The organism is Rugamonas aquatica (genome assembly GCF_009380215.1).
GTDB classification, from domain to species: domain Bacteria; phylum Pseudomonadota; class Gammaproteobacteria; order Burkholderiales; family Burkholderiaceae_D; genus Rugamonas; species Rugamonas aquatica_B.
This window is the reverse complement of sequence record NZ_WHUG01000005.1, coordinates 90,819-117,064: the sequence shown is the minus strand read 5'-3', so window position 1 is coordinate 117,064 and position 26,246 is coordinate 90,819. Positions and strand designations below refer to the sequence as shown.

The window sequence follows — 26,246 nt, the reverse complement described above, 5'->3', positions numbered from 1 at the left end:
ATCAACCTCTTACAGTGCGCCATCCTCCACCGGGGCCGGGGTCAGCGGCGTCATCATGTGGCCCAGCTTGGCGGCCTTGGTATTCAGGTAGTGCTGGTTAAAGGCATTGCGGTTGACCAGCAGCGGAACGCGCTCGGCCACCTCGATGCCCAGTTTGGTCATGGCATCGATCTTACGCGGATTATTGGTCATCAGGCGCAGGCTTTTGACGCCGAATTGCGCCAGCATCGGCTGGACCAGGCCGTAGGTGCGCTGATCCGGCTTGAAGCCCAGCTGCTCGTTGGCCTGCACCGTGTCGGCGCCTGCCTCTTGCAGGCGGTAGGCGCGGATCTTGTTAATCAGGCCGATGCCGCGGCCTTCCTGGCGCAGGTACAGCAGCACGCCGCGGCCTTCGGCAGCGATTTTCTTCAGTGCGCCTTCGAGCTGGGCGCCGCAATCACAGCGCTGCGAGAACAGCACGTCGCCGGTCAGGCATTCGGAATGGACGCGCGCCAGCACCGGCTCGCCATTGCCGATATCGCCCAGCACCATGGCCAGGTGTTCCTTGCCGGTGGCTTTTTCGACAAAGGCGTGCAGCGTGAACTGGGCCCAGGGGGTCGGCAGGGCGCAGGAAGTCGTGTAATCCAGTTCGTCGGTTGCCGGGGTTGCTGCGCTCTGCGACATAGCTATGCTCTTCAATTAGTGATATTCAAGGTGAAAAAGGCACGCCGGGCTGTTCCAACAGACCCGGCGTGCCCTTCATGATACCAAAACTGGCGGAAAGTTTTTTTAGGCTGCCCTCTAGCCTCAGGCGGGGAGGTCGAATAGCAGCACTTCCGCGTCCTCGGCATCCTGCAGCGACACCTGCGTTTCGCCGCTGATTTTCAGCGCATCGCCGCCTTTGAGCGCCGTGCCGTTGACCGTCAGCTCGCCCCGGATCACGTGCACGTAAGCCTTGCGCCCGCCTGCCAGCGTGTGTTGCAGGCTGTCGCCGGCCGCCATGATGGTGGCGTAGATCGCCGCATCCTGGTGGATCAGCACCGAGCCTTCGCGGCCGTCGCTGGAAGCGATCAGGCGCAGCTGGCCCTGTTTGCTTTCCGGCGTGAAGTGCTTTTCCTCGTAGCTTGGTGGAATGCCGGTCTGGTTGGGCTGGATCCAGATTTGCAGGAAATGCACACGCTCGTCCTGCGAGTGGTTAAACTCGCTGTGGCGCACGCCGTTGCCGGCGCTCATGCGCTGGACATCGCCGTAGTGCAGCACCGAACCGGTGCCCAAGCTGTCCTTGTGGGCCAGCGCGCCGTCGAGCACGTAGGAGATGATTTCCATGTCGCGGTGGCCGTGGGTGCCGAAACCCTGGCCGGCCGCTACCTGGTCTTCATTGATGACCAGCAGCGGGCCGAAGCCTACATGTTCGGGATCGTGATAGCTGCCGAACGAGAAGGTATGGCGCGACTGCAGCCAGCCGTGGTTGGCGACGCCGCGTTCTTCACTTTTACGAATTTGCAACATGGTAGGGCTCCGTTTCTTTTTAATTAATGTGCGATAATTTCGCATCCATGAACCACAGTGTACGCCTGTGTTTTGGAATAAAAAAACGGAAAATTTACCCCTCTACTATCGAAAAAATCGAATGCTCAGACTCAGCCTGGAAGCCCTGCAAATCGTCGACGCCATCGACCGTCGCGGATCGTTCTCCGCCGCCGGCAAGGAGCTGCACCGCGTGCCGTCGACCATTTCCTACACCGTCGGCAAGCTGGAGGACGATCTCGGCGTGCAAGTGTTCGAGCGCAACGGCCCGCGCGTGGAGCTGACGGCGGCCGGCATCGAGCTGCTCAAGGAGGGACGCTACCTGCTCAAGGCCGCGCAAGACCTGGAGCACCGGGTGCGCCGCGTGGCCTCCGGCTGGGAGACGGAACTGTCAGTCGGCATGGACAGCATGTTCTCGGCCAGCCTGTTCCAGGACGATATCAAGGCCTTCTACCAGGTCGCCCAGCAGACCCGGCTGCGCATCGTGCAGGAAGCGCTGTCCGGCACCTGGGAAGCGCTGCTGGACCGCCGCGCCGACTTGCTGGTGGGCGTGGCCGGCGACGGCCCGGCCGGCGGCGGCTATGTCTCCCTGCCGATCGGCAAGATCGGCTTCGTATTCGCGGTGGCGCCGTCACACCCGCTGGCCTCGGTGCAAGGCAAGCTGGACCGCGTGCAACTGCAGCAGCACCGCGCCGTCAGCGTGGCCGATTCGGCCCGCCAGCTGGCGCCGCGCACCGTCGGCCTGCTGCTGGGCCAGGACACGCTGACCGTGCCCGACATGAAAACCAAGTTCCAGTACCAGCTCGACGGCATGGGTTTCGGCTTCCTGCCGGAACCGTGCGCGCGCGCCGCCATCGCCGCCGGCCTGCTGGTGGAAAAGGAAGTGGAGGAGCCGAAGCCGGCCGAAACCTTCTACCTGGCCTGGCGCAGCGGCGAGCACGGCGCCGCGCTGCAATGGTGGCTCAGCCGCATGAAACAGCCCGGTCTGTTCGAACGCTTGCTCGACCATCTGCCGCATCGTTTGATATTGCCGGCCCCGGCACCATAATGTTGGCCGACGCCAATAATTTCGGAGTACCATAGCGGGATCACCGACTGTTATACGCTGGACATTCCATGACCGCTACGACTGCCATGCCGCCCGTGTTTTTGCATCCTCTGGCCGACCGCAACGGCGTGCCGTCGGCGCTGCTGCTCGACGCCGCCAGCCTGCAGGCCGGCGCGGTGCAGACCAGCTTGCTGCAAGAGCTGGCGTCGGGCAGCATGAGCTGCTACTACCGCGCCGGCCAGGCCGAGGCCGTCCATCAGATTCTGGACGAGGCCGGCTGGAAGCCGCTGCCCGCCGATAAAATCCACCACAGCGACACCGCGCTGGCCTCCGACTTGCCGGCCGCCGTCGCCTGGATCGACGGTGACTGGTTCCTGGCGCCGCCGCCCAAGCCGGTCGGCAGCCAGGCCGCCTCGCGCGCGCTGGCGCTGCAGCTGGTGCAGCTGGTCTCGGCCGACGCCGACACCCACGAAATCGAAGCGCTGCTGCGCCAGGATCCGACGCTGTCCTACCATTTGCTGAGGCTGGTCAATTCGCTGGGCATGGGCACCGGCCGCCGCGTCACCAGTTTTTCGCAAGCCATCCTGATCCTCGGGCGTTCGCAGCTGCGGCGCTGGCTTAACCTGATGCTGTTTTCCTCGCGCGAGGCCGACCAGCGCTCGGCCATGCTGCTGGCGCGGGTGTCGGTGCGGGCGCGGGCGATGGAGCTGCTGTCCAAGGCCGCCGGCCAGGACAAGCCGCACCAGGAGCAAGCCTTCATGACCGGCATGTTCTCGCTGCTGGGCGTGCTGTTCGGCATGCCGCTGGCCGAGGTGCTCAAGCCCTTGTCCATCAGCGTCTCGGTGCAGCAGGCGCTGCTGGCGCGCGAGGGCGAGCTGGGCCAGCTGCTCGACGTGGTCGAAGCGGCCGAGCACGACGACATCGCCGCGCTGACGCAGGGCTTGCAAGCGCTGCAGATCGACAACGCCGGCTTCAACCAGATCCTGGCCGACGCCTACCTGTGGATGCAGGGCGTCTCGGTGGGCAAGGCGGGCACTCCCCATGCGTGACGCGCTGGAGCGTTGCCTCGCGCTGAGCCGTCAGGCCCGCAAAGAGTCGGGCACGGCGCTGGCGGCGACGCTGGCCGAGCTCGACGCGCTGCTGGCGGCCACGCGCTCCGGCATCGCCGAGCCGAACGCGGCTGCGAGCGCCGACGCCGAGCTGGAGCTGGACCTGGCCGGCTATCTGACCGGCTGGAGCGACGGCGCGCAGCGCATGTTCGGCTACGCGGCCGAGGAGGCGCTGGGCCAGCACGTGCTGTTCCTGTACGCCGAGGATGACGACGACGGCAATATCGCCGAGCTGTTCTTCGAGCCGGACAGCGGCGCCACCGGCGCCCGCACCGAAGTACGCCGCCGCAAGAAGAGCGGCGAACTGATCTGGGTAAAGCTGCGCCTGCTGCTGCGCCATGACGAGGCCGGCGATCCGGTCGGCATGCTGGTCGAACTGAACGCGGCCGATTCCGCGCTGTCGGCCTCGGACAAGATCAACCTGCACGCGCGCATCATCGAGGATAGCGACCAGGGCGTGCTGATCACCGATGCGCACGAGCGCATCGTCTCGATCAATTCCTCGTTCACCCGCATCACCGGCTACACGCCGGAAGAATCGATAGGCAAGACGCCCGACCTGCTGCGCTCCGGCGTGCACGACGCCGAGTTCCGCGCCAAGGTGCGCTCGGCCATGCAGGGCGAGGGGCCGTGGCGCGGCGAGATCATCGGCAAGCGCAAGAACGGCGAGCTGTTCCCGCAATCGGTGACCATCAGCGTGGTGCGCGACGAGCAGGGCAAGATCAGCCATACCTTCTCGCTGTTCTCCGACATCAGCGTGCACAAGGACGCCGAGGCGCGCATGCAGCGCATGGCCAACTACGACTCGCTGACCGGCCTGCCCAATCTGTGCCTGCTGAACCAGCTGGTGGGCCAGGCGCTGACCGAGACCAAGCGTTCGCAGGAGCACGGCGCGCTGCTGGTGATCGACATCACCCGCATCGGCGCCATCAGCGACACGCTGGGCCACGAGGTCGGCAACGGCCTGCTGTGCGAGATCGGCCGGCTGTTCAGGCTGTCGCTGCGCGAGGCCGACGTGCTGGCGCGGCTGGACGGCCACAAGTTCGCGGTCGCGCTGCTGCACATCGAAAAGCGCGAACATGCCGCCATCGTCGCGCAAAAGCTGCTGACCGCATTGGCCGCGCCCATCGTCATCGGCACCCACAGCCTGCAGGTGGGCGGACACATCGGCATCACCGTCTACACCGAGGACGGCACCGATGTGCCGACCCTGATACGCTACGCCGACGTGGCGATGAACAAGGCGGCGCAGAATATCGAATCGGCCTTCCTGTTCTACAGCGAGGAAATGAACCAGCGCGCCAAGGAACACCTGCGCATCGAAAGCGAGCTGCGCCAGGCGCTCAGCAACAACGAACTGATGCTGTATTACCAGCCCAAGGTCAGCCTGCGCAGCGGCCGCATCGTCGGCGCCGAGGCGCTGCTGCGCTGGCGCCATCCGGTGCGCGGGCTGGTGTCGCCGGGCGTGTTCATCCCGGTGGCGGAAGAGACCGGCCTGATCCTCGACCTCGGCAGCTGGGTGCTGGAAGAAGCCTGCCGCCAGGTGCGCGAGTGGAAGGACGCCAACCTCATCATGCCGCCGATCGCCGTCAACCTGTCGGCGCGGCAGTTCGACAACCAGCTGCCCAAGCGCATCGCGGCGGTGCTGGAGCGGCACGGCGTGCAGCCCGACCAGATCAACCTGGAAATCACCGAGAGCCTGCTGGTGCGCGGCACCGACAATGTGATCGCCATCATGAACGAGCTGGTGGCGATGGGCATGGCGCTGGCGCTGGACGACTTCGGCACCGGCTACTCCAGCCTGGCCTACCTGAAGAAATTCCCGATCAGCACCCTGAAGATCGACCGCTCCTTCGTCATCGGCCTGCCGTATGAAGAGAACGATTGCGCCATCGCGCGCGCCATCGTCACCATGGCGCAGCAGCTGCGGCAGGAGATCGTCGCCGAGGGCGTGGAGACGGCCGAGCAGATGAGCTTCCTGCGCGAGCTGGGCTGCGACCAGCTGCAGGGCTATCTGTTCAGCCAGCCGATCCCGGCAGCCGACTTCGCCGGCATGCTGCGCGAAGGCAAGCGCCTGGCCTTTGGCAATCGCTGAAACCCCCGGCCTGAATGGCCTCCTGAAAAATCCCGCGATTGGCATCCCGCCTGCGGGTCATCCCGGTGCACAATAAAACCATGATAGATCTCTACTACGCCGCCACGCCCAACGGCTTGAAAATGACCATGTACATGGAAGAGGCCGGTATCGACTACCGCCTGATCCGCGTGAACATCGGCAAGGGCGAACAGTTTGCGCCGGAGTACCTGCGCATTTCTCCGAACAACAAGATCCCGGCGCTGGTCGATCACGCGCCGGCCGATGGCGGCGGGCCGCTGAGCATGTTCGAGTCGGGCGCGATGCTGCAATACCTGGCCGACAAGACCGGCTTCGGCCTGCCGCGCGATCCGCGCGCGCGGCTGGAGGCGCTGCAATGGCTGACCTGGCAGGTGGCCGGGCTGGGGCCGATGGCGGGGCAGATCGGCCACTTCAACATCTACGCGCCGGAGACGGTGCCTTACGCCATCGACCGCTACACGCGCGAAGTCAGCCGGCTGTACGGCGTGCTGGACAAGCAGCTGCAAGGCCGCGAGTTCATCGCCGGCGAATTCTCGATTGCCGATATCGCCTGCTATCCGTGGATCGTGCCGCACGAAGGGCATGGGCAGACGCTGGCCGACTTCCCCGACCTGCAGCGCTGGTTCGAGGCGATGCGGCAGCGGCCGGCCACCATCAAGGCCTACGTCGGCGTCGAGAATGTGTATGCCCGCAAGGACCGCAGCATGTCGGCCGAAGAGCGCGCCATCCTGTTCGGTCAGGGCGCGAAACCTTAGTAATTTCCGCTTGTTGTAATTTAGGCACCGTGCGGACGGTTGCAGATGCTACTCTGGTCGATGCCGAAAACCGGCGACAACTCGACAACGCGCCATCAAGGTATTGCTGATACGCGATAAATATGGAGAGCAAATGAAACGACTACTATTGCTGGCCGCCGTGTTCGCGGCCCATTGCCAGGCCGCGCCTGTTGCCGTCCAGTCCGCTTCCAAGCTTGCTTTCGGCGATGCGAAAACCTTGTTCGTGGCCGACTGGAAGGGCGCGCGCATTCATGCGCTGCCGGTCGAGGCGCCGGCCAAGGCCGCCGGCAAACCATTCAATCTGAAAGATGTGCAGGGGCCGATCGCCAAGGCGCTGGGCGTGGCGCCGTCGGCGCTGCGCTTTGAAGACATGGCGGTCCAGCCCGACAGCGAAATCGCCTACGTCGCGCTGACGGTGCGCGGCGCCAACGGCAGGCAGACGCCGGCGATCGTGCGCATCGATGCCGCCGGCAAGGTGGCGCGCGTCGACCTCGGCAAGGCCAGCGGCTCGGCCGCGATCACCGATGCGCCGGCGGCCGACCTGGCCTTCTGGCGCGACCTGCCGGCGCAGACGCTGACCGTGACCGACATGCGCTTCCACCAGAACAAGCTGTACGTGGCCGGCCTGTCGAACCGCAGCTTCGCCTCGACCTTGCGGGTGTACGACTATCCGTTCAGCGGCAAGGCCCGGGCCACCACGGTCGAGATGTACCACCCGGTGCACAACGAAGTCGAAACGCGCGCGCCGATCCGCAGCATGGCGGTGATGACCATCGGCGGCGAGCCGACGCTGGTGGCCGCCTACACCTGCACGCCGCTGGTGACGATACCGCTCAAGGATCTGAAGGATGGCGCCCACATCGTCGCCAAGACCGTGGGCGAACTGGGCTGGGGCAGTGCGCCCAACGGCCTAGTCACGTTCAAGCAGGGCGACGCGGAATTCGCATTGCTGGTCAATTCCAGCCGCTCGGCCGATCTGCTGTCGGCGGCCGACCTGAGCGCGGGCGCCGCCGCGCCCGGGCTGACCACACCGATCGACTGGCCATCCAAACCGTATCTGGGCGTGAAGGCCACGATGACGCCGCTGTCGGCGGCGATGCGCATCGATAACCTCAATCCGCAATTGCTGCTGGCGCTGCGGCGCGAAGATGCCGGCGGCAATATGCAGCTGGTGTCGATTCCCAAGGGCGCTTATCTGCGCTTGAGCGACTTTGTCAACGAGTACGATTTCCCTGACTACCAATATCCGGACGGGGACAAGTTCCGCGACTTCCATAAATACGCGCGAGGCCTGGAGGGCTATCCTGAACTGGCGCGCTAGAGGCGCGCTGCTGGCGCTGACTCCCTTGCTGGCGCTGGCCGGCCCGAGAGTGACGGTGACGCCGTCCGGGCCGGAGGTGCCGGAGAACCTGCTGCGCATCGCGCTGCATCCGGACGCGCCGTTGGCATCGCCGCTGGACATGCGCCACGTGGCCCTGTTCGACGGCGACGGCAAGCTCATCGATGGCGCCTTCCTCGACCTGCCGCTGAACGAAGCCGGCGGCCAGTCGGTGACGCTGTTGCTGCATCCTGGCCGCATCAAGACCGGCGTCGGGCCGAACCTGGGGCTGGGGCCGGCGTTGCGCGCCGGGCAGGCCGTGGTGCTGAAGATAGACGATCCGCAACTGGGACGCGTGGTGGAAAAACACTGGCGCGTGGTCGCGCCTTTGCGCCAGCGCATCGACCCGCAGCGCTGGACGGTGCATGCTGTCAAACGGGGCGGCCGCCAGCCGCTGCGGGTGAACTTTCCCGATGCACTGGACAGCGATGCCGCAGCACTGCTGGCCCTGCAGGCGCCGGACGGCAAGCGACTGGCGGGCGGTGCGCAGTTGCTGTCCGGCGAACGTGAATGGCGCTTCACGCCGCAGCGGATCTGGCGGCCGGGAAGGTATCTGTTGCGCGTGCATCCCCGGCTGGAAGACCCGCAAGGCAATCGCCTGTGTTCGGCCTTCGAGCAAACCGCGCAAAGCGCTCAGCCGTGCGACGGCGAGGCGACACTGGAGTTTATAATCGATTAACAGTTGAACGCCGCGGCCGCGGCACTTTTTTGGAGAATGCTATGCAAAAACGTAATTTCCTGGTTCGTACCACGGTTGCGCTGGCGTTTGCCGGTCTGGGCCTGGGCATGAGTGCTTGCACCACCACCACGTCGGCGGCCAAGCCGGATTCGGCCGCGGTGCGTACCGAGATCGAGCAGGGCTCCTACTCCACGCTGGAGCGGCTGTATTCCGAAGTCAAAGGCTCGCGCGAGCTGGTGCGCAAGTCGGCCGGCGTGCTGGTGTTCCCGCGCGTGCTGGCGGCCGGCCTGGTGGTGGGCGGCGAATACGGCAAGGGCGTGCTGCGCAGCGGCGGCCAGACCGTCGATTACTACAGCGTGGCTTCGCTGTCGGTCGGCTTCCAGGCAGGCGCGCAGTCGAAGGCCGTGGTGCTGCTGTTCATGACGCGGGAAGCGCTGGATAAATTCCGCAACAGCAAAGGCTGGACCGCCGGCGTCGACGGCTCGGTGGCGCTGCTGAAGGTGGGCGCCAACGGCGAGATCGACACCAACACCGCCAACAATCCGGTGCAGGCGCTGGTGCTGACCAACGCCGGCCTGATGGCCAACCTGAACCTCGAAGGCACCAAGATCTCCAAGCTGGAGCTCTGATCCGGCAAGCGCCGGCGCGGAAAAGGCTATGCCGCCGCGCCGGTTTGCGGCTACTCTTACGCTCATCTAACATTCATGAGGAATAACGATGAGCCGTAACATCCTGGACGAAGCCCGCATCCACCCAGCCGTGCGCGAGCGCGTCAGCGGCTATCACCGCGATCTGGTGGCCGAAGTGCAGGCCGCCGTGGCCGCCAACACGGTGGTGGTGGTCGGCATGGGCTTGAATCCTTTCCCGCGCAAGGCCCGCAAAATCCTCGACGGCCTCGGCACGCCCTACACCTATCTGAGCTACGGCACCTACCTGTCCGAATGGCGTCCGCGCACGGCGCTGAAGATGTGGACCGGCTGGCCGACCTTCCCGATGATTTTCGTAAAAGGCACGCTGATCGGCGGCGCCACCGACCTGCAGAAGCTGGTGGACGACGGCGAATTCGCGCGCATGGTGGCCTGATGCAGACGCTGGCGCTGCGGCTCAATCCGGGCGACGATTTGCGCGCATCGGTGGTGGCGGCGCTGGCCGCCAGCGGCCATCAGGCCGGCTTCGTATTGCAGGGTATCGGCAGCCTGGACGGCGCGCAGCTGCGCTACGCCGGCATGCCGCAGCCCGATGCGCTGCGCGGCGATCTGGAAATCCTGACCCTGGCCGGCTCGATCTCGGCGGACGGCGCGCATCTGCATATGTCGGTGTCGGATGCGCAGGGGACCGTGCTGGGCGGCCATGTGTGCGCGGGCTGTACGGTGCGCACCACGGCCGAACTGTTGCTGGCGCTGCTGCCCGGCCAGCGTTTTACGCGCGAGCTGGACCCGCGCACCGGCTATCCGGAATTGAAGATCGGCTAGTCGGGATCGACTTCGCTGAGCTTGTGGGTCAGCGCCTTGAGCGAGGCGGGCGCGGCGTCCAGGTGATAGCGCACGCAATGTGCCTGCTGGCCTTCATCGACCTTGAGGTCGTACAGAAAATCCGACGATTGCGGCGCCGCCTTGGTCAGCGTTTCCGGCAGCGTGAAGAAGCAGCTGGCCGTCAGCAACTGTTCCAGCTCCTGCGCCTTGGGTTGCGGCAGTTGCGACAGCTCCACGGTGCGCGTCTGCGCGCCGGCCGGGCCGGTGAAGCCGCCCGTGCACTTCAAGATCAACCGTGTCATGACCATCCTTTCACACAACGCCAACCACCTTCCATGCTGCCTGCACGGCGTGCTGCTCGGCTGAATCGGCGCCATACAGCAGCACCGCCGCCTGCGTGGTCGCCTTGGCCATGTCGGCGAAGGTGGCGGTCGAGGTCAGCAGGCCGAGCGCCTTGTACCAGATGGGCCCGGCCTTCTCCCAGGCATTGCCCTTGAGCGCGATGGCCGCCGCATAGAAGGCATGGTTGGGGATGCCTGAATTGGTGTGCACGTCGCCGCCGTCCACATATCCTGCCATGGTTTTCGGTTGCTCGTCGCCCGACCAGGTTAATTCCTTGTTGCCGGGATCGGCCATCGAGCGCAGCGCCTTGCCGACGCTGGCCGCCAGGATGCCCGCGCCGATCAGCCAGTCCGCCTGCTCGGCGCTCTGCTTGAGCTTCCACTGCTTGACCAGGCTGCCAAACACATCGGAGATCGACTCGTTCAGCGCGCCGCTCTGGTTTTCGTAGACCAGGCCGCCCGGCACGGCGTGCTGGGTGACGCCGTGGGTCAGCTCGTGCGCGATGACTTCGAGGGCGTGGGTGAAGCCGAGGAAGAGCTTGCCGTCGCCATCGCCGTAGACCATTTGCTGGCCGTTCCAGAAGGCGTTGTTGAACCTGGTCTGGAAATGCACGGTGGAGTCGATGCGCAAGCCCTTGTTGTCGATGGAGTTGCGCTTCAGGACTTCGCGGAAGAAATCGTAGGTGGTGCCGGCGCCGTCGTAGGCCTGGTTGACGGAGACATCGGCCACCGCCATGCTGCCTTCGCCGCGCATCAGCTTGCCGGGCAGGGTGGCCTTGTGCCTGGCGTCGTAGACGGTGCGGCGCTTTTCGCCGGGAGCGGCGGTGCCCGCCAACGTCGGCGCGACCGAGCGCTGGCCGCGCAGATGGGCCGACATTTCGCACTGGTCCAGCAGCAGGTGGCGTTCGGCGGGCTCGGCCTCATCGGCCAGCTGGCGCAGCATGCGGGAAGGGATGATGAAGCAAGTGCAGCCGTGCGGGTGGATCGGCATGACGTTCTCCTTCACAAATGCAATGATGTCTTTATACACTTGTTTTCATTGCCGGCACGTCACGATTGCTTTAGCAATTTTTTCATGCGAGTATGGAGTATCTTTCGTTCGATCAGTCCCTGGAGTTCACCATGTCCGAATATGTCCCCGCTTTAGTCTGGCTGCTTTCGGGCTTTGTGTGCCTCTACATCGCCAAGCGCCGCAACGTCCGGCCGACTACGCTCTGGGCCATGCTGGTCGCCGTGATCGGCCCCTTCGCCATCCCTCTGGTCTTTGTCGCCAAGCCAGAGAAACTCAAGCAGGCCTGATGGCCTTGCGCAGCGGATCGAGCAGGCTGCGCAGGTCGTTGTGGTCGAGCTCGTACATCAGCGCGATCAAGCCGCCCAGCTCGCCGGAGGGAAAGCCTTCGCGCGCGAACCAGCCCAGGTAGTGACCGGGCAGGTCGGCGATGACGCGGCCCTTGTATTTACCATAGGGCATTTCGCGCGTTAGCAGCAGGGCAAGTTTTTCTGAGTTCATCGTCGGCTTACATTACAATCGGATTGCTATTTTAGCTATCTTAAACCTAGTCTAAAAGGATCCGTATGTCATTTAAGCTTACCTTCAAATCCGTTCTGCTGCTGGGTGCGCTAGTCGTGCCGCTGTTCGCGCAGGCCGATCCGCAACCCATCCCGTCCGACAAGCGCGCCTACATCGGCGAATGGAAGGGCAAGGATATGGAACTCAACATCGCCGCCAGCGGCAAGCTGCACTACAAACGCAAGCAGCCCGGCAAGAACCTCGACCTCAACGTCGACATGCTGGGCTTCAATGGCGACAACTTCGACGTCGGCGTCGGCATCATCCGCAGCACCTTCGTGGTGAGCAAGCCGCCGCATCAGGACGACAAGAAAATGAAGATGACGGTTGACGGCGTCGAGCTGACCAAAGCCGAATAAGCGCTGCGGCCTGGCTTACGTGGGGGCGGCCAGCGCTGCCTTCACGGCCGGATAGAGCGACCGCGACACCGGGATGGCGGTGGCGTAACGGGTGTCGAGCCCATAACGCCCGCCGGCCTCGACCGTCAAGCGCACCACATGCGCCAGGTTCACGGCATGGGAACGGTGCACGCGCATGAAGCCTTCCCCCAGCGCTTCCAGCAGCTTGTCGAGCGGCTGGTCATAAAAGCGCGTGCTGCCGTCCGCCATCACCAATTCGGCGTAATGGCCGTCCGCGCGCACGTGGCTGATCGCGCTGAACTCCACCAATTCGATATCGCCCAGGCGCCGCACCAGCAGCTTGCGCGAACGGGCGCCGGCGGTGCTGTCCAGATGGCGCTGGAAGGCTTGCGTCAGGCGCGCCTGGCTGAACGGCTTGGCGACGAAATCGAGCACGCCGACATCGAAGGCGGTCAGCGCGCGCTCCGCATGGGCCGATACCACGATGGTGTTGAACGGCGCCGGTCCAGTCATCTCCAGTAATTTGAAACCGTCCTCGCCGTGCAGGTTCAGGTCCAGCAGGACCAGGTCGAACTGCTCTTCCCGCAGCAGGGCATGGGTGCCGGCCAGCGTATCGCAATGGGCCACGCGGCGGACGCCGGCGCCGAAGAATGTCGCCACTTCGCGTTGCAGGCGCTGCGCCACCAGGGGCTCGTCCTCGACGATCAGGATGCGCATGGCAGTGCGAAGGTGGACAGCCAGGCGCCGTCGCGATGTTCGGTGGTGTACGCGGCCCTGGCGCCAAACGCTTCGGCCAGGCTCTGGCGGATGTAGTCGAGTCCGGTGCCGCCGCCGTGGTGCGCGCGCGCCTGCGCCTGCGGCGCGGACAGGCGCAGGCATATCCGGTGTTGCTGCGCATCGATGTCCAGCGTGAACGCCACGTCGCGGCCGTAGCGGTTGTGGGAGAAGGCGTTCTCCAGCGAGGTCAGCAGGATCGCCGGTGGCAGCATCATGGCGGCGCTGGTCGTGCCTTGCACGTCCAGCGTGAAGCGTTGCTGGTAGCGCGTGCTCATGATCTCAAGGTAGTTGCGGCACAGCGCCAGTTCATCGTCGAGCGCGATGGTGGGGCGGCGGGCATATTCGCCCAGCATCCTGAATTCGCGTCCCAGCGCTTCGATATAGCTTTCGGCGCGCACCGGCGACTGGTGCACCAGTTCGCCGATCAGGCTCAGTGCGTTCATCAGGAAATGCGGTTGCAGGCTTTTGCGCAGCAACTGGTTTTCGAAGCGCGTCGCGAGCGCGGCGCGGTCGCGCTCGCGCACGAAGCGGCGCAGCAGCTGGACCAGGATGGTCGACAGCAGCAGGCACACCACCAGCGCGAAGCCGGTGCGGGCGAAGTCGATGCCGGGCAACAGGAACACGCCGATCGACAGCAAGGACACGGCCAGCCCTGCCGGCGCACCGTCGCGCCGGCGGCGCCAGGCCAGCAAGTTGATGCCGGTACTTGCCAGCAGCGCGATGACGAACATCAGCGCGGCCCGGCCATCGAACCAGGGCACGGCCAGCACGGCGGCCAGCAAGGCCAGCGCCAGCGCACCCATCACCGGCAGCAGGCGGCGAACCCCGCTGGCCAGCAGGAAGTAGGCGGGAAGCAGCAGGGCGAAGGCGGCGCTGAGGGCGGTCACGCACCACAGCCGCAGCAGGTGCCAGCCGTACGCATAGTTGGCCAGGTCGCGCCAGGCCTCGACCAGCAGCAGGCTGCTGGCCGTCAAGCATAGCAGCAGGAACACGCACCAGGTGGCGTTGCGCTGGTAGAACGCGATCAGGCCAGCGAACAGCAGCGCCGCCAATGCCAGGGCGCCGGCCAGCAGCATCGCCGGCAGGTTGGACAGCGCGGCGGAGCGCAGCGATGACTGCGGTTGCAGCGATAGTTCGTGGAACAGCATGTGCACTTGCGGGCTGGCGTGCCAGGTCGACATTTTCAGCGTCAGCGTATGGCGGCCGGCTGCCAGTTGCTGCGGCGTCAGCGTGAGCCGGTAGTCGATCAGGCCTTCGCGCTCGCCGGCTGCGGTATCGGCGGGGATGCCGTTGCTGCCGACCAGCACGCCGTCGAGGAATACTTCGGTGGCGGCCAACGCCGACAGCTGCAACACATGTGGCTCGGTCGCCTGCTGAGCCATGTCGAACGGCGCCAGCAGACAGTAGGAGCGCTTTGGCGCCAACTGCGCCAATGTGAAGTTGCGCTGTGCGCCGGCCCCGGCTTCCGTGCAGCGGCTGAAATCGCGCTGGATGAAACGCAGGCCGTCGAACCATGCGGCGCCGGCCATGCCCGGCAGGGGCAGAAGCAATAGCAGGCAACAGGCAATCAGAATGCGGCGCATGGTTTCCTTGGATCGACGAGCAGGCATTGTAGCGGGGTTTGTCTGGCGTGCCGGTGCAATTCAGGCTGGCATGGTGCCGTTCATGCATTTGCCGGCGGCGCTGGCGGTGCTTTCGGCTAGGATGCGAGGGTCGCCAACTTACCATGCCACCCATGAGACTGACCGCCTTGATGCTTCCCTTGATGCTCGCTTGCGCAGCGCCGGTCCACGCCAGCGCCAACGCCGGCCCGGCCGGGTTCGACCAGTTCGTCGCCGCGGAGATGGCGGCCAGGAAGATCCCCGGCCTGTCCATCGGCTACAGCATGGATGGGAAGACGTGGGCGAGGGGCTATGGCTACGCCGACATCGAGAACAAGACGCCGGCAACGGCGCTGTCGAGCTACCGCATGGCATCGGTGACCAAGCCGATGACGGCTGCGGCCGTACTGCGCCTGGCCGAGCAGGGAAAGCTCGATCTCGACGCCGAGATCCAATCGTATGTGCCGTATTTCCCGCGCAAGGCATCGGTGGTCACGGTGCGCCAGCTGCTAGGCCATCTGGGCGGCATCGACGCCTACCGCAATTCGGCGCTGGAGCAGCACTTCAAGCAGCATATGGACACGCGCCAGTCGATCGCGGTGTTCAGCCAGTTCGACCTGATCGCCGCGCCCGGCGCCCGTTACCGCTACACCAGTTACGGCTACAACCTGCTGGGCGCCGCCATCGAAGGCGCCACCGGCGACAGCTATGGCGAGCACATGCAACGCAGCGTGTGGGGGCCGCTGGGCATGGTTGACACCCGCCTCGACGATCCGCTGGCGCTGATACCCCGGCGCGTGCGCGGCTATCAGTTGCAGGACGGCCAGCTGCGGCACGCGGAATTCATCGATATCAGCAGCCGTTTCGCCGCCGGCGGCACGCGCGCGACCGTGCTGGACATGCTGCGCTTCGGCGGCGGCGTCAGCCAGGGAAAGCTGCTGTCGCCCGCCAGCATGGCCATGATGTTCGAGCCCATGACGACCGCCGGCGGCGACTTCACCGGCTACGGCATGGGCTGGGAAACCGGCGTCACGCCGGGCCGCTTCGGCATCGCCCATGACGGCATCCAGCCCGAAACTTCGACCTACCTGTTTTGCTTCCCCTCGCGCAAGCTGACCATCGCCGTGGCGGCCAATTTGCAGCGGGTGGAGACGCGGCTGCTGGTCCAGCGTTTGTTTGAACAGCTCACCGGCGAAGCCTGGCACCGTCGCGCCTACGTGGCGGATGCCAGCTTGCAGCCGGCTAACGTACTGGCCCAGGCGGTGTTCGACGAAGGGCGCGCCTGGTTCGAGCGCAACGGCCGGGCCATGGACGCCGATGCCGGCCAGTTGGCAGCATCGCTAGCCTTCGTCAATGCCTGGAGCGCGCAGCCGGACCCGGCCAGCCTGCAAGCTGCGCGCCATCCGAAGGGCGGCCTGCATCTGGCGCGGCTGGGCAGCGCCATGGCCGCCGCGTTGAAGGCCAACGGCGCCCGCCTGGAGGATTATTCGAACCGGGGTGCATTGTCCTTCTTCGCCGACTACCTGGCCTTGCCCGGGGCGCAGCGCATGGCGCCGTCGCTGGAAGCCGCCATCGGCGCCTTGCAGAGCGACTGGCGCAGCAGCGTTGCGGCACCGCTGCGGCAGCCCGATCTGGGCAGTGCGGCAGGCGTTGCTGCATTGGAGCGGCAAATGAAGCTGCGCTATGCCGGCAAGCGTGCCTATCCGGACCATGTGGCTGAACTGAAGGCTGGTGCGATGCGCATGCTGGCCGGTGCCGACGACGCCGGTGCGCTGGCGGCGGCGCGGCTGGCCGGCGCCTGGTACGCGGCCGATGCCGGCGCGCTGGCGCTGCACGGCACGGTGGAAATGGCCGTGGGCCGGCGCGATACCGGCCTGCGCCAGCTGCGCGCCGCGCAGGCGCTCGATCCGGGCAGCGGCGCCAGCGCCGAAGCGCTCAATCGCTTCGCCTATGAACTGAGCGGCGCCGGCCAGCCGCAGCACGGCGTCAAAGTTTTGCAGGGCGCGACCATGCTGTATCCGGACGACGCCAACCTCTACGACAGTCTGGGCGAACTGTCTGCGGCACAAGGGCAGGGCGCGCAGGCGCTGGACGCCTACCGCAAGGCGCTGGAATTGCGGCCGGATTATCCGAACGCCGCCGTGGCGCGTGCCTATGTGCATCGCAAGGTGGAATAATGCGGTCATGCCGGCAGCGGACGTCCGCCGGACATCGCTAGACACGCTGCGGACAGCGTAGCGTCCATCCTTGCCCCTGAGCTTTGCATTGGGAGTTGGCATGCATTTTGCAAGTGAAAGCTTTCCATGCTCATTGCAATCTCAAAATGAAAAACCTGCTACTCGCTGTATTGGCTGCCATCGGGATCGCGGCCCCCGTCTACGCCAGCGTCGGCCCGCGGCCCGCGCCGGACGCCACCGGGATTGAAACCCCGCGCGACCGGCCGTTTCGCGGCGCCATCCAGCTGAAGGTCGATGCGACCGACACCGTCCACAAGATATTCCGCGTCCATGAAACCATCCCGGTGCAAAAGCCGGGTGCGATGGTGCTGCTGTATCCGCAATGGGAAACCGGCAGCCATTCGGCCACGCAGGAGGTCGCGCCGCTGGCCGGCCTGGAGATCAAGGCCGGTGCGCGACGGCTGGACTGGCAGCGTGATCCGGTCAATCCGTTTGCCTTCCGGCTCGACGTTCCGGCAGGCGTCAAGCAACTGAACATCGAATTCCAGTTTCTGCCTGCCCTGTACGGCCCCAAGCTGATCTCCCCGCATATGCTGACGCTGCCCTGGCACAAGGTCGCGCTGTATCCGGCCGGCTGGTTCATCCGCAATATCGCGGTCCAGGCCGAGCTGGCGCTGCCCAAGGATTTTCAGTACGCCACCTCGCTGGAAACGGAGCGCGCGGCCGCCAACCGCATCACGTTCAAGCAGGCCAATTTCGAAGACCTGGCCGATGCGCCGGTCTATGCCGGCCTGCACTACAAGCGCATCGACCTGACCTCGGCGCCGGCGATACCGGTGCGCCTGAATTTGTTCGGCGACTCCGATGCGGCGCTGGACTTGCCGGCGGAATGGCTGGCCCGGCTCAAGCAGATGGTGGTGGCCGTGCCGCAGTTGTTCCGTTCCCAGCACTATCGCCATTTCGATTTCCTGATGTCGATGTCGGACGTGATGCAGTCCGGCGGCGGCTATGAACACCAGGAGTCCACCGAGATCAACGTGTCGGCCGGCTATGCACACAATCCCGCCGAGCAGATGTTCCTGGCCAACCTGATCGTGCACGAGTTCGCGCACTCCTGGAACGGCCGCACGCGGCAGCCGGCCGATCTGTGGTCGCCCAACCTGAACCTGCCGATGCGCGGCAGCCTGCTGTGGGTGTACGAAGGACAGACCGAGTTCTGGGCCGACGTCATGGCCTCGCGCCTGGGCATGCGTACTGTGCAGCAGGGCCTGGATGCGCTGGCGGAGACTGCCTCGCTGATGAGCGAGCGCAAGGGCCGACTATGGAAATCGCTGCAGGACAGCACCATCGACGCGCTGTACATGCCGGGCAAGCAGGCGAACTGGCGTGACTGGCAGCGCCGCGAAGACTACTACCCCGAAGGCGTGATGCTGTGGCTGGACGTGGACATGCTGCTGCGCGAACTGAGCGGCGACAAGAAAAGCCTGGCGGATTTCGCCGCCGTCTTCTTTGGCGCAGGGCAGAACAGCCGCACGATATCGACCTACACCTTCGACGATGTCTGCAAAACCCTGAATCGCATCGTGGCCTACAACTGGGCGGACTACTTCACCAAGCGCCTGCATACGCACGACGATACCCATCTGCTGGACGGCCTGAAGCGCGGCGGCTACCGCCTGGTCTACACCGACCAGCCGAGCGAGTTCTTTGTGCAGCACGAGGCCGACCTGGGCGGCGCCGATCTGTCCACGTCGCTGGGCGTCGTGGTGGGGCGCAGCGGCGCGGTCAAAAGCGTGGCCTGGGATGGCCCGGCGTTCCGCGCGGGGATCAGCATCGGCGCCAGGCTGCTGACTGTCGGCAAGCAGCCGTATAGCGATGAAGCGTTGAAGCAGGCGATCCGTTCGGCCGCCGCCAGCCGGCAGGCGATCGAATTGACCTTCGCGGCGGACGGCGCCGAACACGCGGTCGGCATCGAGTATTTCGGATCGCTGCGCTACCCGATGCTGGAGCGCATTCCGGGCACGGTCGAACGCCTCTCGCAGTTGCTGGGCAAGATGGAGTGATGATTATTGACTTGAAATCAAATATGTTTGCCATTTTCGAGTCTTTTTCTCATTAACGAAAGTCCCGATACTGCATGACATCAACTTTTCAGGAGTGAATGTCATGCCTATTGCCTTGCTGGCGCTGACCATCAGCGCGTTTGCCATCGGGACCACCGAATTTGTCATCGTCGGCCTGCTGCCGACCATCGCCGCCGATCTGGGCGTGAACCTGCCGTCGGCCGGGCTGCTGGTCAGCCTGTACGCGCTGGGCGTCGCCGTCGGCGCTCCGGTGCTGACCGCCCTCAGCGGCAAAGTGCCGCGCAAGACGCTGCTGGTGTCGCTGATGGTGCTGTTCACGCTCGGCAATCTGCTGGCCTGGAAAGCGCCTGGCTATGAATCGCTGGTGGTCGCCCGCATCCTGACCGGGCTGGCGCATGGCGTGTTCTTCTCGATCGGCTCGACCATCGCCACCTCGCTGGTACCGAAAGAGAAGGCCGCCAGCGCGATCGCCATCATGTTCACCGGCCTGACCGTGGCGCTGGTGACGGGCGTGCCGCTGGGCACCTTCATCGGCCAGCACTTCGGCTGGCGCGAAACCTTCCTGGCCGTGTCCGCGCTGGGCGTGATCGCCTTCCTCGGCAGCCTGCTGTTCGTGCCGTCGACCATCAAGCACAGCAAGCCTGCCTCGCTGCTGCAACAGGTCAAGGTGCTGGGCGAGCCGCGTCTGCTGCTGGTGTATGCGATCACCGCGCTCGGCTATGGCGGTTCGTTCACCGCCTTCACCTACCTCGCGCCCATCCTGCAGGACATCACCGGCTTCAGCGCCAACACGGTGGGCCTGGTGATGCTGGTGTACGGCGTGTCTGTCGCGGTCGGCAATATCTGGGGCGGCAAGCTGGCCGACCGGCGCGGTCCGATCGGCGCGCTGAAGATCATCTTCCTCGGCCTGGCCGCCGTGCTGTTCGTGCTGAGCTTTACCGCGCCGTACAAATGGCTGGTGCTGGCGACCGTGCTGGCGTGGGGCGCCGTGGCCTTCGGTAATGTCGCCGGCTTGCAGGTGTACGTGGTGCAGCAGGCCGAGCACTTCACGCCGCGCGCCGTCGACGTGGCCTCGGGCCTGAACATTGCCGCCTTCAACGTCGGCATCGCCGGCGGCGCCTGGGGCGGCGGCCTGATCGTCGATCATTTCGGCCTGATCCATACCGGCTGGGTCGGCGGCCTGGTGGTGCTGGGCGCCTTGGGCTTGACCGTGCTCAGCGGCCGCCTGGACCGTCTGAATCCGCGTCCCGCCAGCGCCGGCGGCGAGAAATCGATCCACGCCGTAGCCCACTAAAACAGGGACCGGCCGCGCAGCAGGCACGGCCGGTGTATATTGGCGGCGAATCGAATCACTAAATCGCCACCTCATGTCCGCTGTTTCCCTGTTCTGCCTGGTCTTCTCTTATTTCGCCTTGCTGCTGGCCGTGGCCTGGCGCACCTCCCGCAACGCCACCAACGACAGCTTCTTCATCGGTAACAAGCGCAGCAACTGGATGCTGGTCGCGTTCGGCATGGTGGGCACCACGCTGAGCGGCGTCACCTTCGTCAGCGTGCCCGGCGCTATCGGCCGCGACGGCTTCGGTTATGTGCAGGTGATACTGGGCTATGTGCTGGGCTACATCGCCGTCGCCTACATCCTGCTGCCGCTGTACTACCGCCTCAAGCTGACCTCGATCTACCACTATCTCGACGTGCGGCTGGGCCGCCGGTCCTACCAGAGCGGCGCCGCCTTCTTCATCCTGTCGCGCACGCTGAGCGCGTCGGCGCGGCTCTACCTGGTGGTCAACATCCTGCAGGCGACCATCCTCGACAGCCTGGGCGTGCCGTTCTGGCTGACCACGCTGGTGATCCTGGCCATGATCCTGCTGTACACCTACGAAGGCGGCGTGCAGACCATCGTCTGGACCGATACGCTGCAAACCACCGGCATGCTGCTGGGCTTGCTGATCTGCGCCGGCTGGCTGCTGGGCCAACTTGGCCTGAGCCTGCCGGACAGCCTGGCCGCGATGGAGGCGCAGGGCCTGACGCGTGTCGTCACCAGCTCGGTCGACAGCCCCGCCTATTTCTGGAAGCAGTTCCTGGCCGGCTTCTTCATCGTGCTGGCGATGACCGGCATGGACCAGGAAATCATGCAGAAAAATATCTCGGTGCGGACGCTGCGCGATTCGCAAAAGAACATGCTGCTGCTGACCGTGATCCTGACCGGCGTGCTGCTGCTGTTCATGTTCCTCGGTGGCCTGCTGAGCCTGTACGCGCCCACGGTCGGCCTGGCCGCCAGCGGCGACAAGCTGTTCCCGGCCGTGGTGATGCAGCACATGCCGGCCGCCGTGCAGCTGGTCTTCTTCATCGGCCTGGTGTCGGCGCTGTTCCCCAGCGCAGACGGCGCGCTGACCGCGCTGACCTCGACCTTCTGCATCGACATCCTCGGCATCCAGCGCCGTAGCGATCTGCCGCCGGCGGCCCAGCTGCGCCTGCGCCACCGCGTGCACCTGGGCTTTTGCGCGCTGTTCCTGCTGCTGGTGCTGCTGTTCAAATGGGTGGACAACGCCAGCATGATAGGCCTGGTGCTGAAGCTGACCGGCTACACCTACGGCCCGCTGCTGGGCCTGTTCGCCTTCGGCATCCTGACCCGACGCAGCGTGCGCGATCGTTGGGTACCGCTGGTTGCGCTGGCCGGTCCCGCCATCTGCTACGCCATTGATTATCATCAGAAATTGCTTTTTGGCAGCTACCGCTTGGGCCTGGAGTTGCTTATCATGAACGGCTTGCTGGTGTTTGCCGGGCTGTGCCTGATTTCCAAACCGCGACAGTAGCAGTGGCATGCAGTATTATTCTTGTAATTTACGCAATCACCTGGAGTATCAATGAGCAGATCAACGTTTTCCTACATACGCAGCGGCTGTGCCTTTTTGTGGCGGGCGCTGGATACCGGCCGCCGCGCGGTATTGAACCTGCTGTTCCTGTTCGTGCTCATCGTGCTGGGCTACGCCATCTTCGGCGGCGGCGCCAAGCCGCTGCAATCCAAGACCACGCTGGTGCTGAACCTGAAGGGCCAGCTGGTCGAACAGTCCAGCGGCAACGCCCGCGACGCGCTGCTGACCAGCGTGCGCGGCGGCGAGAACCACAAGATGATGCAGCTGCGCGATGTGCTGTCCGTGCTGGAGACGGCCGCCAAGGATCCCGAGATCACCGGCGCCGTGCTGCTGACCGATGAAATGGAAGGCGGCGGCCAGGCCATGCTGCGCGAAGTGGCGGCGGGGCTGGAACGCTTCAAGGCTTCCGGCAAGCCGGTGGTGGCCTGGGGCTCCAGCTACGACCAGCGCCAGTACCTGCTGGCCGCGCATGCCAGCGAAGTCTATCTGCACCCGATGGGCGTGGTGATGCTGGAAGGTTTCGGCCGCTATCGCAACTACTACCGCGATGCGCTGGACAAGCTGGGCGTGACGGTCAACCTGCTGCGCGTGGGCACCTACAAGAGCTTCGGCGAACCGTATATCGCCAACGGCCCATCGCCTGCCGCCACCGAGGCGGAGGCTTACCTGAACAACGCGCTGTGGGCTTCCTACACCGGCGACATCGAGAAGGCGCGCAAGCTGCCTGAAGGCCTGGTCATGAAGACCATCAACGACCTGCCGGCGCAAGTGGCCGCGGTCAACGGCGACCTGGCCAAGCTGACGCTGTCGGCCAAGCTGGTCGACGGCCTGAAAACCAAGGACGAAGTGCGCGAGATGATGATCAAGCGCGGCGCGCTCGACACCGAGGGCAAGAGCTTCCGCCAGATCAGCTTTGACGACTACCTGGCCCGCGTGCGCCCCAAATTCACCGGCGACGCCGTCGGCGTGATCGTGGCGCAGGGCGAGATCAGCGACGGCAGCACGGGTCCCGGCGCCATCGGCGGCGACTCGACCTCCAAGCTGATACGCGCCGCGCGCGAGGACGACCATATCAAGGCCGTGGTGCTGCGCGTCGATTCGCCTGGCGGCAGCGCCTTCGCTTCGGAGCTGATCCGCCGCGAGCTGGAACTGACCCGCGCCGCCGGCAAGCCGGTGGTGGTCTCGATGGGTAACGTCGCCGCATCCGGCGGCTACTGGATTTCGATGTCGTCCGATGAAGTGATCGCCGACCCGAACACTATCACCGGCTCGATCGGCGTGTTCGCCATCCTGCCGACCGCCGACAAGGTGATCGACAAGCTGGGCATCCACACCGCCGGCCAGCCGACCACCTGGCTGGGCGACGCCAGCAATCCACTGCGTCCGCTGGATCCGCGCTTCGGCCAGGTGATCCAGGGCAGCATCAACCACGTCTACGCCGAGTTCACCGGCCGCGCCGCCAAGGCCCGCAAGACCACGCCGGAGAAAATCGACGCCGTGGCGCAGGGCCGTGTATGGACCGGCGCGCAAGCCAAGGAACGTGGCCTGGTCGATACGCTGGGCAGCTACGGCGACGCGCTGAAGTCCGCCGCCAAGCGCGCCAAGCTGACCGACTACCGCGTGGTCTACATCGAACGCGAAACCAGCAAATTCGATCGCCTGGTCGAGATGGTGGGCGGTTCGGCCGCGCGCGCGGTGGCGCAGTCGGTCGCGCAAACCCTGGGCGCGCAGCTGAAGGTGGGCGTTACCGCCAGCACCGGCCTGCCGCCTAACGCGGCCGTCGGCATCGTCAACGATCTGGGTTGGCTGTCGGAGGTTTCGGCGGCACGCAAGCCGTTCACCGCGATCACCCACTGCCTGTGCGAATCGCCCTGATATGAGCAACGAGATCGGCATCCGCGCCGCCGCGCGCGGCGATGAAGAGGCCTTGTCCGCAGTGGGCAAGGCCAGTTTTCTCGAAGCGTTTGCCGGCATCCTCGATGGCGGCGACATCATCGCGCACTGCGAACGCCAGCATGCGGCAGCCGTCTACCGCGACTGGCTGGCCGACGGCGACATGCGCATCTGGCTGGCGGAAGCCACGCCGGGCAGGGCGCCGATCGGCTATCTGGTGCTGGCGCCGGCCAAGCTGCCGGTCGCCGATCCGCATGAGGACGACCTGGAAATCAAGCGCATCTACCTGCTGCACCGTTTTCACGGCCAGCGCGTCGGCAAGCGCCTGATGGATGCGGCGGTGGCCGATGCGCGCGCGCGTGGCGCGGGCCGCGTGCTGCTGGGCGTCTATGCGGGCAACCACGATGCGCTGGCGTTCTACCGGCGCTGCGGCTTTGCGCAGATCGGCCAGCGCACCTTCCGTGTCGGCGATACCGACTACGACGACATCATTCTGGCGCTGCCGTTGCAGCCAGCGGCAGCGTAATCTCGAAGCTGCTGCGGCCATCCGGCATCAGCACGCAGCGCGCTTCGCCCCCGTGACGGCGGGCGATCTGGCGCACCAGCGCCAGGCCCAGGCCCGCACCGCTGTTGTCGCGTGTGCCGCGGCGGCGGTAGAACGGCTCGAACACCCGCTCGAATTCCTCTTCCGGTATGCCCGGGCCGCTGTCCCACACGGCCAGCGTGGCCGTGCCGTCGGCAATGGCGATGTTGACGTGCGCGGGCGGCACGCCGTGGCGGTGCGCGTTCTCCAGCAGGTTGCGCAGCAGCCGGCGCAGCAGGCGCGGATCGCCCTGCATCGGGGCGGAGGCGCCGTTCAGCACCGCGTCGTCGTAGCGCGCGCATTCTTCCGCCGCCAAGGCCAGCAGGTCCAGCTCTTCCAGTTGCGTGTTGTCGTTGATCGCGCCCAGGCGGCTGGCCAGCAGGATCTCGTCCAGCAGTTCGTTCAACTCGGCGATGTCCTGTTCCAGCCCTGCGCGGCGCTTGGGATCGACATCGTCCTTTATCAGCTCCAGTGCCAGGCGGATGCGGGCCAGCGGCGTGCGCAGTTCGTGCGAGGCATTGGCCAGCAGCGTCTTATGCGCGCCGACCAGCTCCTCGATCTGATCGGCGGCGCGGTTGAAGCTGCGCGCCAGCCGTGCGATTTCATCCTTGCCTTCGACCGGCACACGCGCCGTCAGGTCGCCTGCGCCCAGCGATTCCACGCCTTGCTGCAAGCGCTCCAGGCGTTTGGTCAGGCGCCGCACCAGCGGGAAGGCGGCGATGCCTATGCCCAGCGCGAGCAGCAGCAGGGCGTTGTGCAGCATGGCCTTGGGCCGCGTGAAGCCCAGCGGTTCGCTCGACAGCAGACGGCGGCCGTCCGGCAACCGCACGTAGGATTCCGGCGGCGGGGCGTCCATATTGTGCTGCCGCCAGTGGCGTGCCGGTATCTGCACGCCGACCACGGCCAGCGGCTCCCAATCGTGGGTGTACAGCGTCATGTGGGCGTTAAGGTTGGCGGCCACGCGTTCCAGCGCGGCCTGTTGTTCGGCACGCGGCGCGTTGGCCGGCGCCAGCACGTTCTGCATCACCATCGCCAGCGTGGCGTTGGAGCGTTCCAGCGGGCCGCCGGTGCGGTTCCACACCATGACCACGGCCACCGCGAACAGCAGCAGGCTGAAAAGCAGCGCCGCGTAGAAGCGGAAGTAGAGGCGCGGCAGGCCCCAGCTGAAGCGCGGGCCGGCCATCAGTCCTGCACCTTGGCGAACAGGTAGCCGGCACCGCGCACGGTGATGATGCGGCGCGGTTTCTTCGGATCGTCTTCGACGGCGGCGCGGATGCGCGACATGTGGACGTCGATCGAACGGTCGAAGGCTTCCAGCGGTTCGCCCTTGAGCAGTTCCATCAGGCTGTCGCGCGACAGTACGCGGCCGGCGTGGCGGGCCAGGACCTGCAGCAGGTCGAACTGGTAGGCGGTCAGCTCGCAGGAGACGCCATCCAGCCGGGCCGCATGGGCGGCCGGGTCGATCTCCAGCCGACCGAACTGCAGCAGTTCGCTGACGCGCTGGGGCGCGGCGTCCGGCTGGTGGCGGTGCTCGACGCGGCGGCGCAGGATGGCGCGCACGCGGGCCAGCAGCTCGCGCGGTTCGAAGGGCTTGGGCAGGTAGTCGTCGGCGCCGATCTCCAGGCCGATGATGCGGTCGATGGCGTCGCCGCGCGCGGTCAGCATCAGCACCGGAATATCGGACACGGCGCGCAGCTGGCGGCAGACATCGAGGCCGTCCATATCGGGCAGCATCAGGTCCAGGATCACGGCGTCGACCTCGCCGGCGGCGATGCAGTCCAGCGCCGCGCGGCCGTTGGCCGCGTGCGTGACGCGAAAGGCCGCCTGGCCCAGATACTCCACGAGCATCTCGGCCAGGCGGGGGTCGTCTTCGACCAGCAGAATATGATCAGTCATGCGAACCA

The 26,246-nt window shown here is 65.6% G+C and carries 26 protein-coding genes; 17 read left to right on the top strand and 9 right to left on the bottom strand.

The features are described 5' to 3' along the window. Window positions 1-9 precede the first annotated feature (9 nt). Together ribA and GEV02_RS14485 are read right to left on the bottom strand one after the other, a co-directional pair. Window positions 10-663 carry a GTP cyclohydrolase II gene (gene ribA, locus GEV02_RS14490; RefSeq protein ID WP_152838686.1) on the bottom strand — a complete coding sequence of 218 codons (654 nt, stop codon included), beginning with the start codon at window positions 661-663 and terminating at the stop codon, window positions 10-12. A 123-nt stretch (window positions 664-786) separates the two neighbouring features. Next, the gene (locus GEV02_RS14485) at window positions 787-1,488 is read right to left on the bottom strand and encodes a pirin family protein (RefSeq protein WP_152838685.1); all 702 of its coding nucleotides are present in this window, start codon (window positions 1,486-1,488) and stop codon (window positions 787-789) included. Window positions 1,489-1,609: 121 nt separating this feature from the next. Between GEV02_RS14485 and GEV02_RS14480 the strand changes: the two genes are divergently transcribed. The 9 genes from GEV02_RS14480 to GEV02_RS14440 all read left to right on the top strand — a co-directional run bounded on the left by GEV02_RS14480 (window position 1,610) and on the right by GEV02_RS14440 (window position 10,084). Beyond that, window positions 1,610-2,554 (top strand): LysR substrate-binding domain-containing protein, encoded by a 945-nt coding sequence (locus GEV02_RS14480; RefSeq protein WP_152838684.1) that lies wholly within the window; start codon window positions 1,610-1,612, stop codon window positions 2,552-2,554. A gap of 68 nt (window positions 2,555-2,622) precedes the next feature. Continuing rightward, on the top strand, window positions 2,623-3,603 hold the full coding sequence (locus GEV02_RS14475; RefSeq protein ID WP_152838683.1) for an EAL and HDOD domain-containing protein: 981 nt from the start codon (window positions 2,623-2,625) through the stop codon (window positions 3,601-3,603). After that, entirely contained in the window at window positions 3,596-5,758 is a 2,163-nt protein-coding gene (locus GEV02_RS14470) for a putative bifunctional diguanylate cyclase/phosphodiesterase (RefSeq protein WP_152838682.1), read from the top strand. The genes GEV02_RS14475 and GEV02_RS14470 overlap by 8 nt, the downstream gene beginning before the upstream one ends. 80 nt (window positions 5,759-5,838) lie before the next feature. Continuing rightward, window positions 5,839-6,534 (top strand): glutathione S-transferase N-terminal domain-containing protein, encoded by a 696-nt coding sequence (locus tag GEV02_RS14465; protein ID WP_152838681.1) that lies wholly within the window; start codon window positions 5,839-5,841, stop codon window positions 6,532-6,534. Between the two features lie 133 nt (window positions 6,535-6,667). After that, on the top strand, window positions 6,668-7,876 hold the full coding sequence (locus tag GEV02_RS14460; RefSeq protein ID WP_235922781.1) for a hypothetical protein: 1,209 nt from the start codon (window positions 6,668-6,670) through the stop codon (window positions 7,874-7,876). Window positions 7,877-7,901: 25 nt separating this feature from the next. Beyond that, the gene (locus GEV02_RS14455; RefSeq protein ID WP_152838680.1) at window positions 7,902-8,612 is read left to right on the top strand and encodes a hypothetical protein; all 711 of its coding nucleotides are present in this window, start codon (window positions 7,902-7,904) and stop codon (window positions 8,610-8,612) included. 41 nt (window positions 8,613-8,653) lie between these two features. Further along, on the top strand, window positions 8,654-9,241 hold the full coding sequence (locus GEV02_RS14450) for a BPSL1445 family SYLF domain-containing lipoprotein (RefSeq protein WP_152838679.1): 588 nt from the start codon (window positions 8,654-8,656) through the stop codon (window positions 9,239-9,241). 88 nt (window positions 9,242-9,329) lie between these two features. After that, window positions 9,330-9,695 (top strand): glutaredoxin, encoded by a 366-nt coding sequence (locus GEV02_RS14445; RefSeq protein WP_152838678.1) that lies wholly within the window; start codon window positions 9,330-9,332, stop codon window positions 9,693-9,695. Next, window positions 9,695-10,084, top strand: coding sequence for a PPC domain-containing DNA-binding protein (locus GEV02_RS14440; RefSeq protein ID WP_152838677.1), 390 nt, complete (start codon window positions 9,695-9,697; stop codon window positions 10,082-10,084). Before GEV02_RS14445 ends, GEV02_RS14440 begins: the two co-directional genes overlap by 1 nt. On the opposite strand, the gene GEV02_RS14435 is transcribed toward GEV02_RS14440, so the two are convergent. Together GEV02_RS14435 and GEV02_RS14430 are read right to left on the bottom strand one after the other, a co-directional pair. Further along, window positions 10,081-10,386, bottom strand: a complete 306-nt coding sequence (locus tag GEV02_RS14435) for a protealysin inhibitor emfourin (protein ID WP_152838676.1) — start codon at window positions 10,384-10,386, stop codon at window positions 10,081-10,083. The genes GEV02_RS14440 and GEV02_RS14435 overlap by 4 nt on opposite strands. A 10-nt stretch (window positions 10,387-10,396) precedes the next feature. Further along, a complete protein-coding gene (locus GEV02_RS14430) occupies window positions 10,397-11,416 on the bottom strand; it encodes a M4 family metallopeptidase (RefSeq protein ID WP_152838675.1) in 1,020 nt (339 codons plus the stop codon). A gap of 131 nt (window positions 11,417-11,547) precedes the next feature. Between GEV02_RS14430 and GEV02_RS32890 the strand changes: the two genes are divergently transcribed. After that, window positions 11,548-11,724: a hypothetical protein gene (locus tag GEV02_RS32890; protein ID WP_174999119.1), complete on the top strand. Its 177-nt coding sequence runs from the start codon at window positions 11,548-11,550 to the stop codon at window positions 11,722-11,724. Here the strand turns inward: GEV02_RS32890 and GEV02_RS14425 are convergent. Then, window positions 11,711-11,935 carry a DUF3820 family protein gene (locus GEV02_RS14425; RefSeq protein WP_152838674.1) on the bottom strand — a complete coding sequence of 75 codons (225 nt, stop codon included), beginning with the start codon at window positions 11,933-11,935 and terminating at the stop codon, window positions 11,711-11,713. The genes GEV02_RS32890 and GEV02_RS14425 overlap by 14 nt on opposite strands. 65 nt (window positions 11,936-12,000) lie before the next feature. On the opposite strand from GEV02_RS14425, the gene GEV02_RS14420 reads away from it, so the two are divergent. Next, entirely contained in the window at window positions 12,001-12,354 is a 354-nt protein-coding gene (locus tag GEV02_RS14420) for a hypothetical protein (protein ID WP_217433135.1), read from the top strand. 15 nt (window positions 12,355-12,369) lie between these two features. Here the strand turns inward: GEV02_RS14420 and GEV02_RS14415 are convergent, their stop codons facing one another. Both GEV02_RS14415 and GEV02_RS14410 read right to left on the bottom strand, forming a co-directional pair. Next, window positions 12,370-13,071, bottom strand: a complete 702-nt coding sequence (locus tag GEV02_RS14415) for a LytR/AlgR family response regulator transcription factor (RefSeq protein WP_174999118.1) — start codon at window positions 13,069-13,071, stop codon at window positions 12,370-12,372. Then, complete coding sequence (locus GEV02_RS14410) at window positions 13,059-14,714, bottom strand: histidine kinase (protein WP_174999116.1); 1,656 nt, start codon at window positions 14,712-14,714, stop codon at window positions 13,059-13,061. Before GEV02_RS14410 ends, GEV02_RS14415 begins: the two co-directional genes overlap by 13 nt. Window positions 14,715-14,896: 182 nt before the next feature. Between GEV02_RS14410 and GEV02_RS14405 the strand changes: the two genes are divergently transcribed. From GEV02_RS14405 to GEV02_RS14380, 6 genes are all read left to right on the top strand, one after another. Beyond that, window positions 14,897-16,909 (top strand): serine hydrolase domain-containing protein, encoded by a 2,013-nt coding sequence (locus GEV02_RS14405; RefSeq protein ID WP_217433134.1) that lies wholly within the window; start codon window positions 14,897-14,899, stop codon window positions 16,907-16,909. A gap of 146 nt (window positions 16,910-17,055) precedes the next feature. After that, on the top strand, window positions 17,056-18,972 hold the full coding sequence (locus GEV02_RS14400; protein ID WP_152838670.1) for a M61 family metallopeptidase: 1,917 nt from the start codon (window positions 17,056-17,058) through the stop codon (window positions 18,970-18,972). Window positions 18,973-19,075: 103 nt separating this feature from the next. Next, on the top strand, window positions 19,076-20,287 hold the full coding sequence (locus GEV02_RS14395) for an MFS transporter (RefSeq protein ID WP_152838669.1): 1,212 nt from the start codon (window positions 19,076-19,078) through the stop codon (window positions 20,285-20,287). 73 nt (window positions 20,288-20,360) lie between these two features. Further along, the gene (locus GEV02_RS14390) at window positions 20,361-21,806 is read left to right on the top strand and encodes a sodium:solute symporter (RefSeq protein ID WP_152838668.1); all 1,446 of its coding nucleotides are present in this window, start codon (window positions 20,361-20,363) and stop codon (window positions 21,804-21,806) included. A 51-nt stretch (window positions 21,807-21,857) separates the two neighbouring features. Further along, window positions 21,858-23,741, top strand: coding sequence for a signal peptide peptidase SppA (gene sppA, locus GEV02_RS14385; protein ID WP_152838667.1), 1,884 nt, complete (start codon window positions 21,858-21,860; stop codon window positions 23,739-23,741). 1 nt (window position 23,742) lies between these two features. After that, complete coding sequence (locus GEV02_RS14380; RefSeq protein WP_152838666.1) at window positions 23,743-24,285, top strand: GNAT family N-acetyltransferase; 543 nt, start codon at window positions 23,743-23,745, stop codon at window positions 24,283-24,285. On the opposite strand, the gene GEV02_RS14375 is transcribed toward GEV02_RS14380, so the two are convergent. Together GEV02_RS14375 and GEV02_RS14370 are read right to left on the bottom strand one after the other, a co-directional pair. Beyond that, the gene (locus tag GEV02_RS14375; protein ID WP_152838665.1) at window positions 24,248-25,525 is read right to left on the bottom strand and encodes a sensor histidine kinase; all 1,278 of its coding nucleotides are present in this window, start codon (window positions 25,523-25,525) and stop codon (window positions 24,248-24,250) included. The two genes, GEV02_RS14380 and GEV02_RS14375, sit on opposite strands and share 38 nt — an antisense overlap. Next, window positions 25,525-26,238: a response regulator gene (locus GEV02_RS14370; protein WP_174999112.1), complete on the bottom strand. Its 714-nt coding sequence runs from the start codon at window positions 26,236-26,238 to the stop codon at window positions 25,525-25,527. Before GEV02_RS14370 ends, GEV02_RS14375 begins: the two co-directional genes overlap by 1 nt. Window positions 26,239-26,246 lie beyond the last annotated feature (8 nt).

Coding starts and splice junctions, on each gene's coding strand:
- GEV02_RS32890 (WP_174999119.1), top strand. CDS start 11,548: ATGTCCGAATATGTCCCCGCTTTAGTCTGGCTGCTTTCGGGCTTTGTG.
- GEV02_RS14485 (WP_152838685.1), bottom strand. CDS start 1,488: ATGTTGCAAATTCGTAAAAGTGAAGAACGCGGCGTCGCCAACCACGGC.
- GEV02_RS14430 (WP_152838675.1), bottom strand. CDS start 11,416: ATGCCGATCCACCCGCACGGCTGCACTTGCTTCATCATCCCTTCCCGC.
- GEV02_RS14480 (WP_152838684.1), top strand. CDS start 1,610: ATGCTCAGACTCAGCCTGGAAGCCCTGCAAATCGTCGACGCCATCGAC.
- GEV02_RS14375 (WP_152838665.1), bottom strand. CDS start 25,525: ATGGCCGGCCCGCGCTTCAGCTGGGGCCTGCCGCGCCTCTACTTCCGC.
- sppA (WP_152838667.1), top strand. CDS start 21,858: ATGAGCAGATCAACGTTTTCCTACATACGCAGCGGCTGTGCCTTTTTG.
- GEV02_RS14470 (WP_152838682.1), top strand. CDS start 3,596: ATGCGTGACGCGCTGGAGCGTTGCCTCGCGCTGAGCCGTCAGGCCCGC.
- ribA (WP_152838686.1), bottom strand. CDS start 663: ATGTCGCAGAGCGCAGCAACCCCGGCAACCGACGAACTGGATTACACG.
- GEV02_RS14395 (WP_152838669.1), top strand. CDS start 19,076: ATGCCTATTGCCTTGCTGGCGCTGACCATCAGCGCGTTTGCCATCGGG.
- GEV02_RS14400 (WP_152838670.1), top strand. CDS start 17,056: ATGAAAAACCTGCTACTCGCTGTATTGGCTGCCATCGGGATCGCGGCC.
- GEV02_RS14420 (WP_217433135.1), top strand. CDS start 12,001: ATGTCATTTAAGCTTACCTTCAAATCCGTTCTGCTGCTGGGTGCGCTA.
- GEV02_RS14425 (WP_152838674.1), bottom strand. CDS start 11,935: ATGAACTCAGAAAAACTTGCCCTGCTGCTAACGCGCGAAATGCCCTAT.
- GEV02_RS14475 (WP_152838683.1), top strand. CDS start 2,623: ATGACCGCTACGACTGCCATGCCGCCCGTGTTTTTGCATCCTCTGGCC.
- GEV02_RS14390 (WP_152838668.1), top strand. CDS start 20,361: ATGTCCGCTGTTTCCCTGTTCTGCCTGGTCTTCTCTTATTTCGCCTTG.
- GEV02_RS14445 (WP_152838678.1), top strand. CDS start 9,330: ATGAGCCGTAACATCCTGGACGAAGCCCGCATCCACCCAGCCGTGCGC.
- GEV02_RS14415 (WP_174999118.1), bottom strand. CDS start 13,071: ATGCGCATCCTGATCGTCGAGGACGAGCCCCTGGTGGCGCAGCGCCTG.
- GEV02_RS14465 (WP_152838681.1), top strand. CDS start 5,839: ATGATAGATCTCTACTACGCCGCCACGCCCAACGGCTTGAAAATGACC.
- GEV02_RS14435 (WP_152838676.1), bottom strand. CDS start 10,386: ATGACACGGTTGATCTTGAAGTGCACGGGCGGCTTCACCGGCCCGGCC.
- GEV02_RS14440 (WP_152838677.1), top strand. CDS start 9,695: ATGCAGACGCTGGCGCTGCGGCTCAATCCGGGCGACGATTTGCGCGCA.
- GEV02_RS14450 (WP_152838679.1), top strand. CDS start 8,654: ATGCAAAAACGTAATTTCCTGGTTCGTACCACGGTTGCGCTGGCGTTT.
- GEV02_RS14410 (WP_174999116.1), bottom strand. CDS start 14,714: ATGCGCCGCATTCTGATTGCCTGTTGCCTGCTATTGCTTCTGCCCCTG.
- GEV02_RS14405 (WP_217433134.1), top strand. CDS start 14,897: ATGCTCGCTTGCGCAGCGCCGGTCCACGCCAGCGCCAACGCCGGCCCG.
- GEV02_RS14380 (WP_152838666.1), top strand. CDS start 23,743: ATGAGCAACGAGATCGGCATCCGCGCCGCCGCGCGCGGCGATGAAGAG.
- GEV02_RS14460 (WP_235922781.1), top strand. CDS start 6,668: ATGAAACGACTACTATTGCTGGCCGCCGTGTTCGCGGCCCATTGCCAG.
- GEV02_RS14370 (WP_174999112.1), bottom strand. CDS start 26,238: ATGACTGATCATATTCTGCTGGTCGAAGACGACCCCCGCCTGGCCGAG.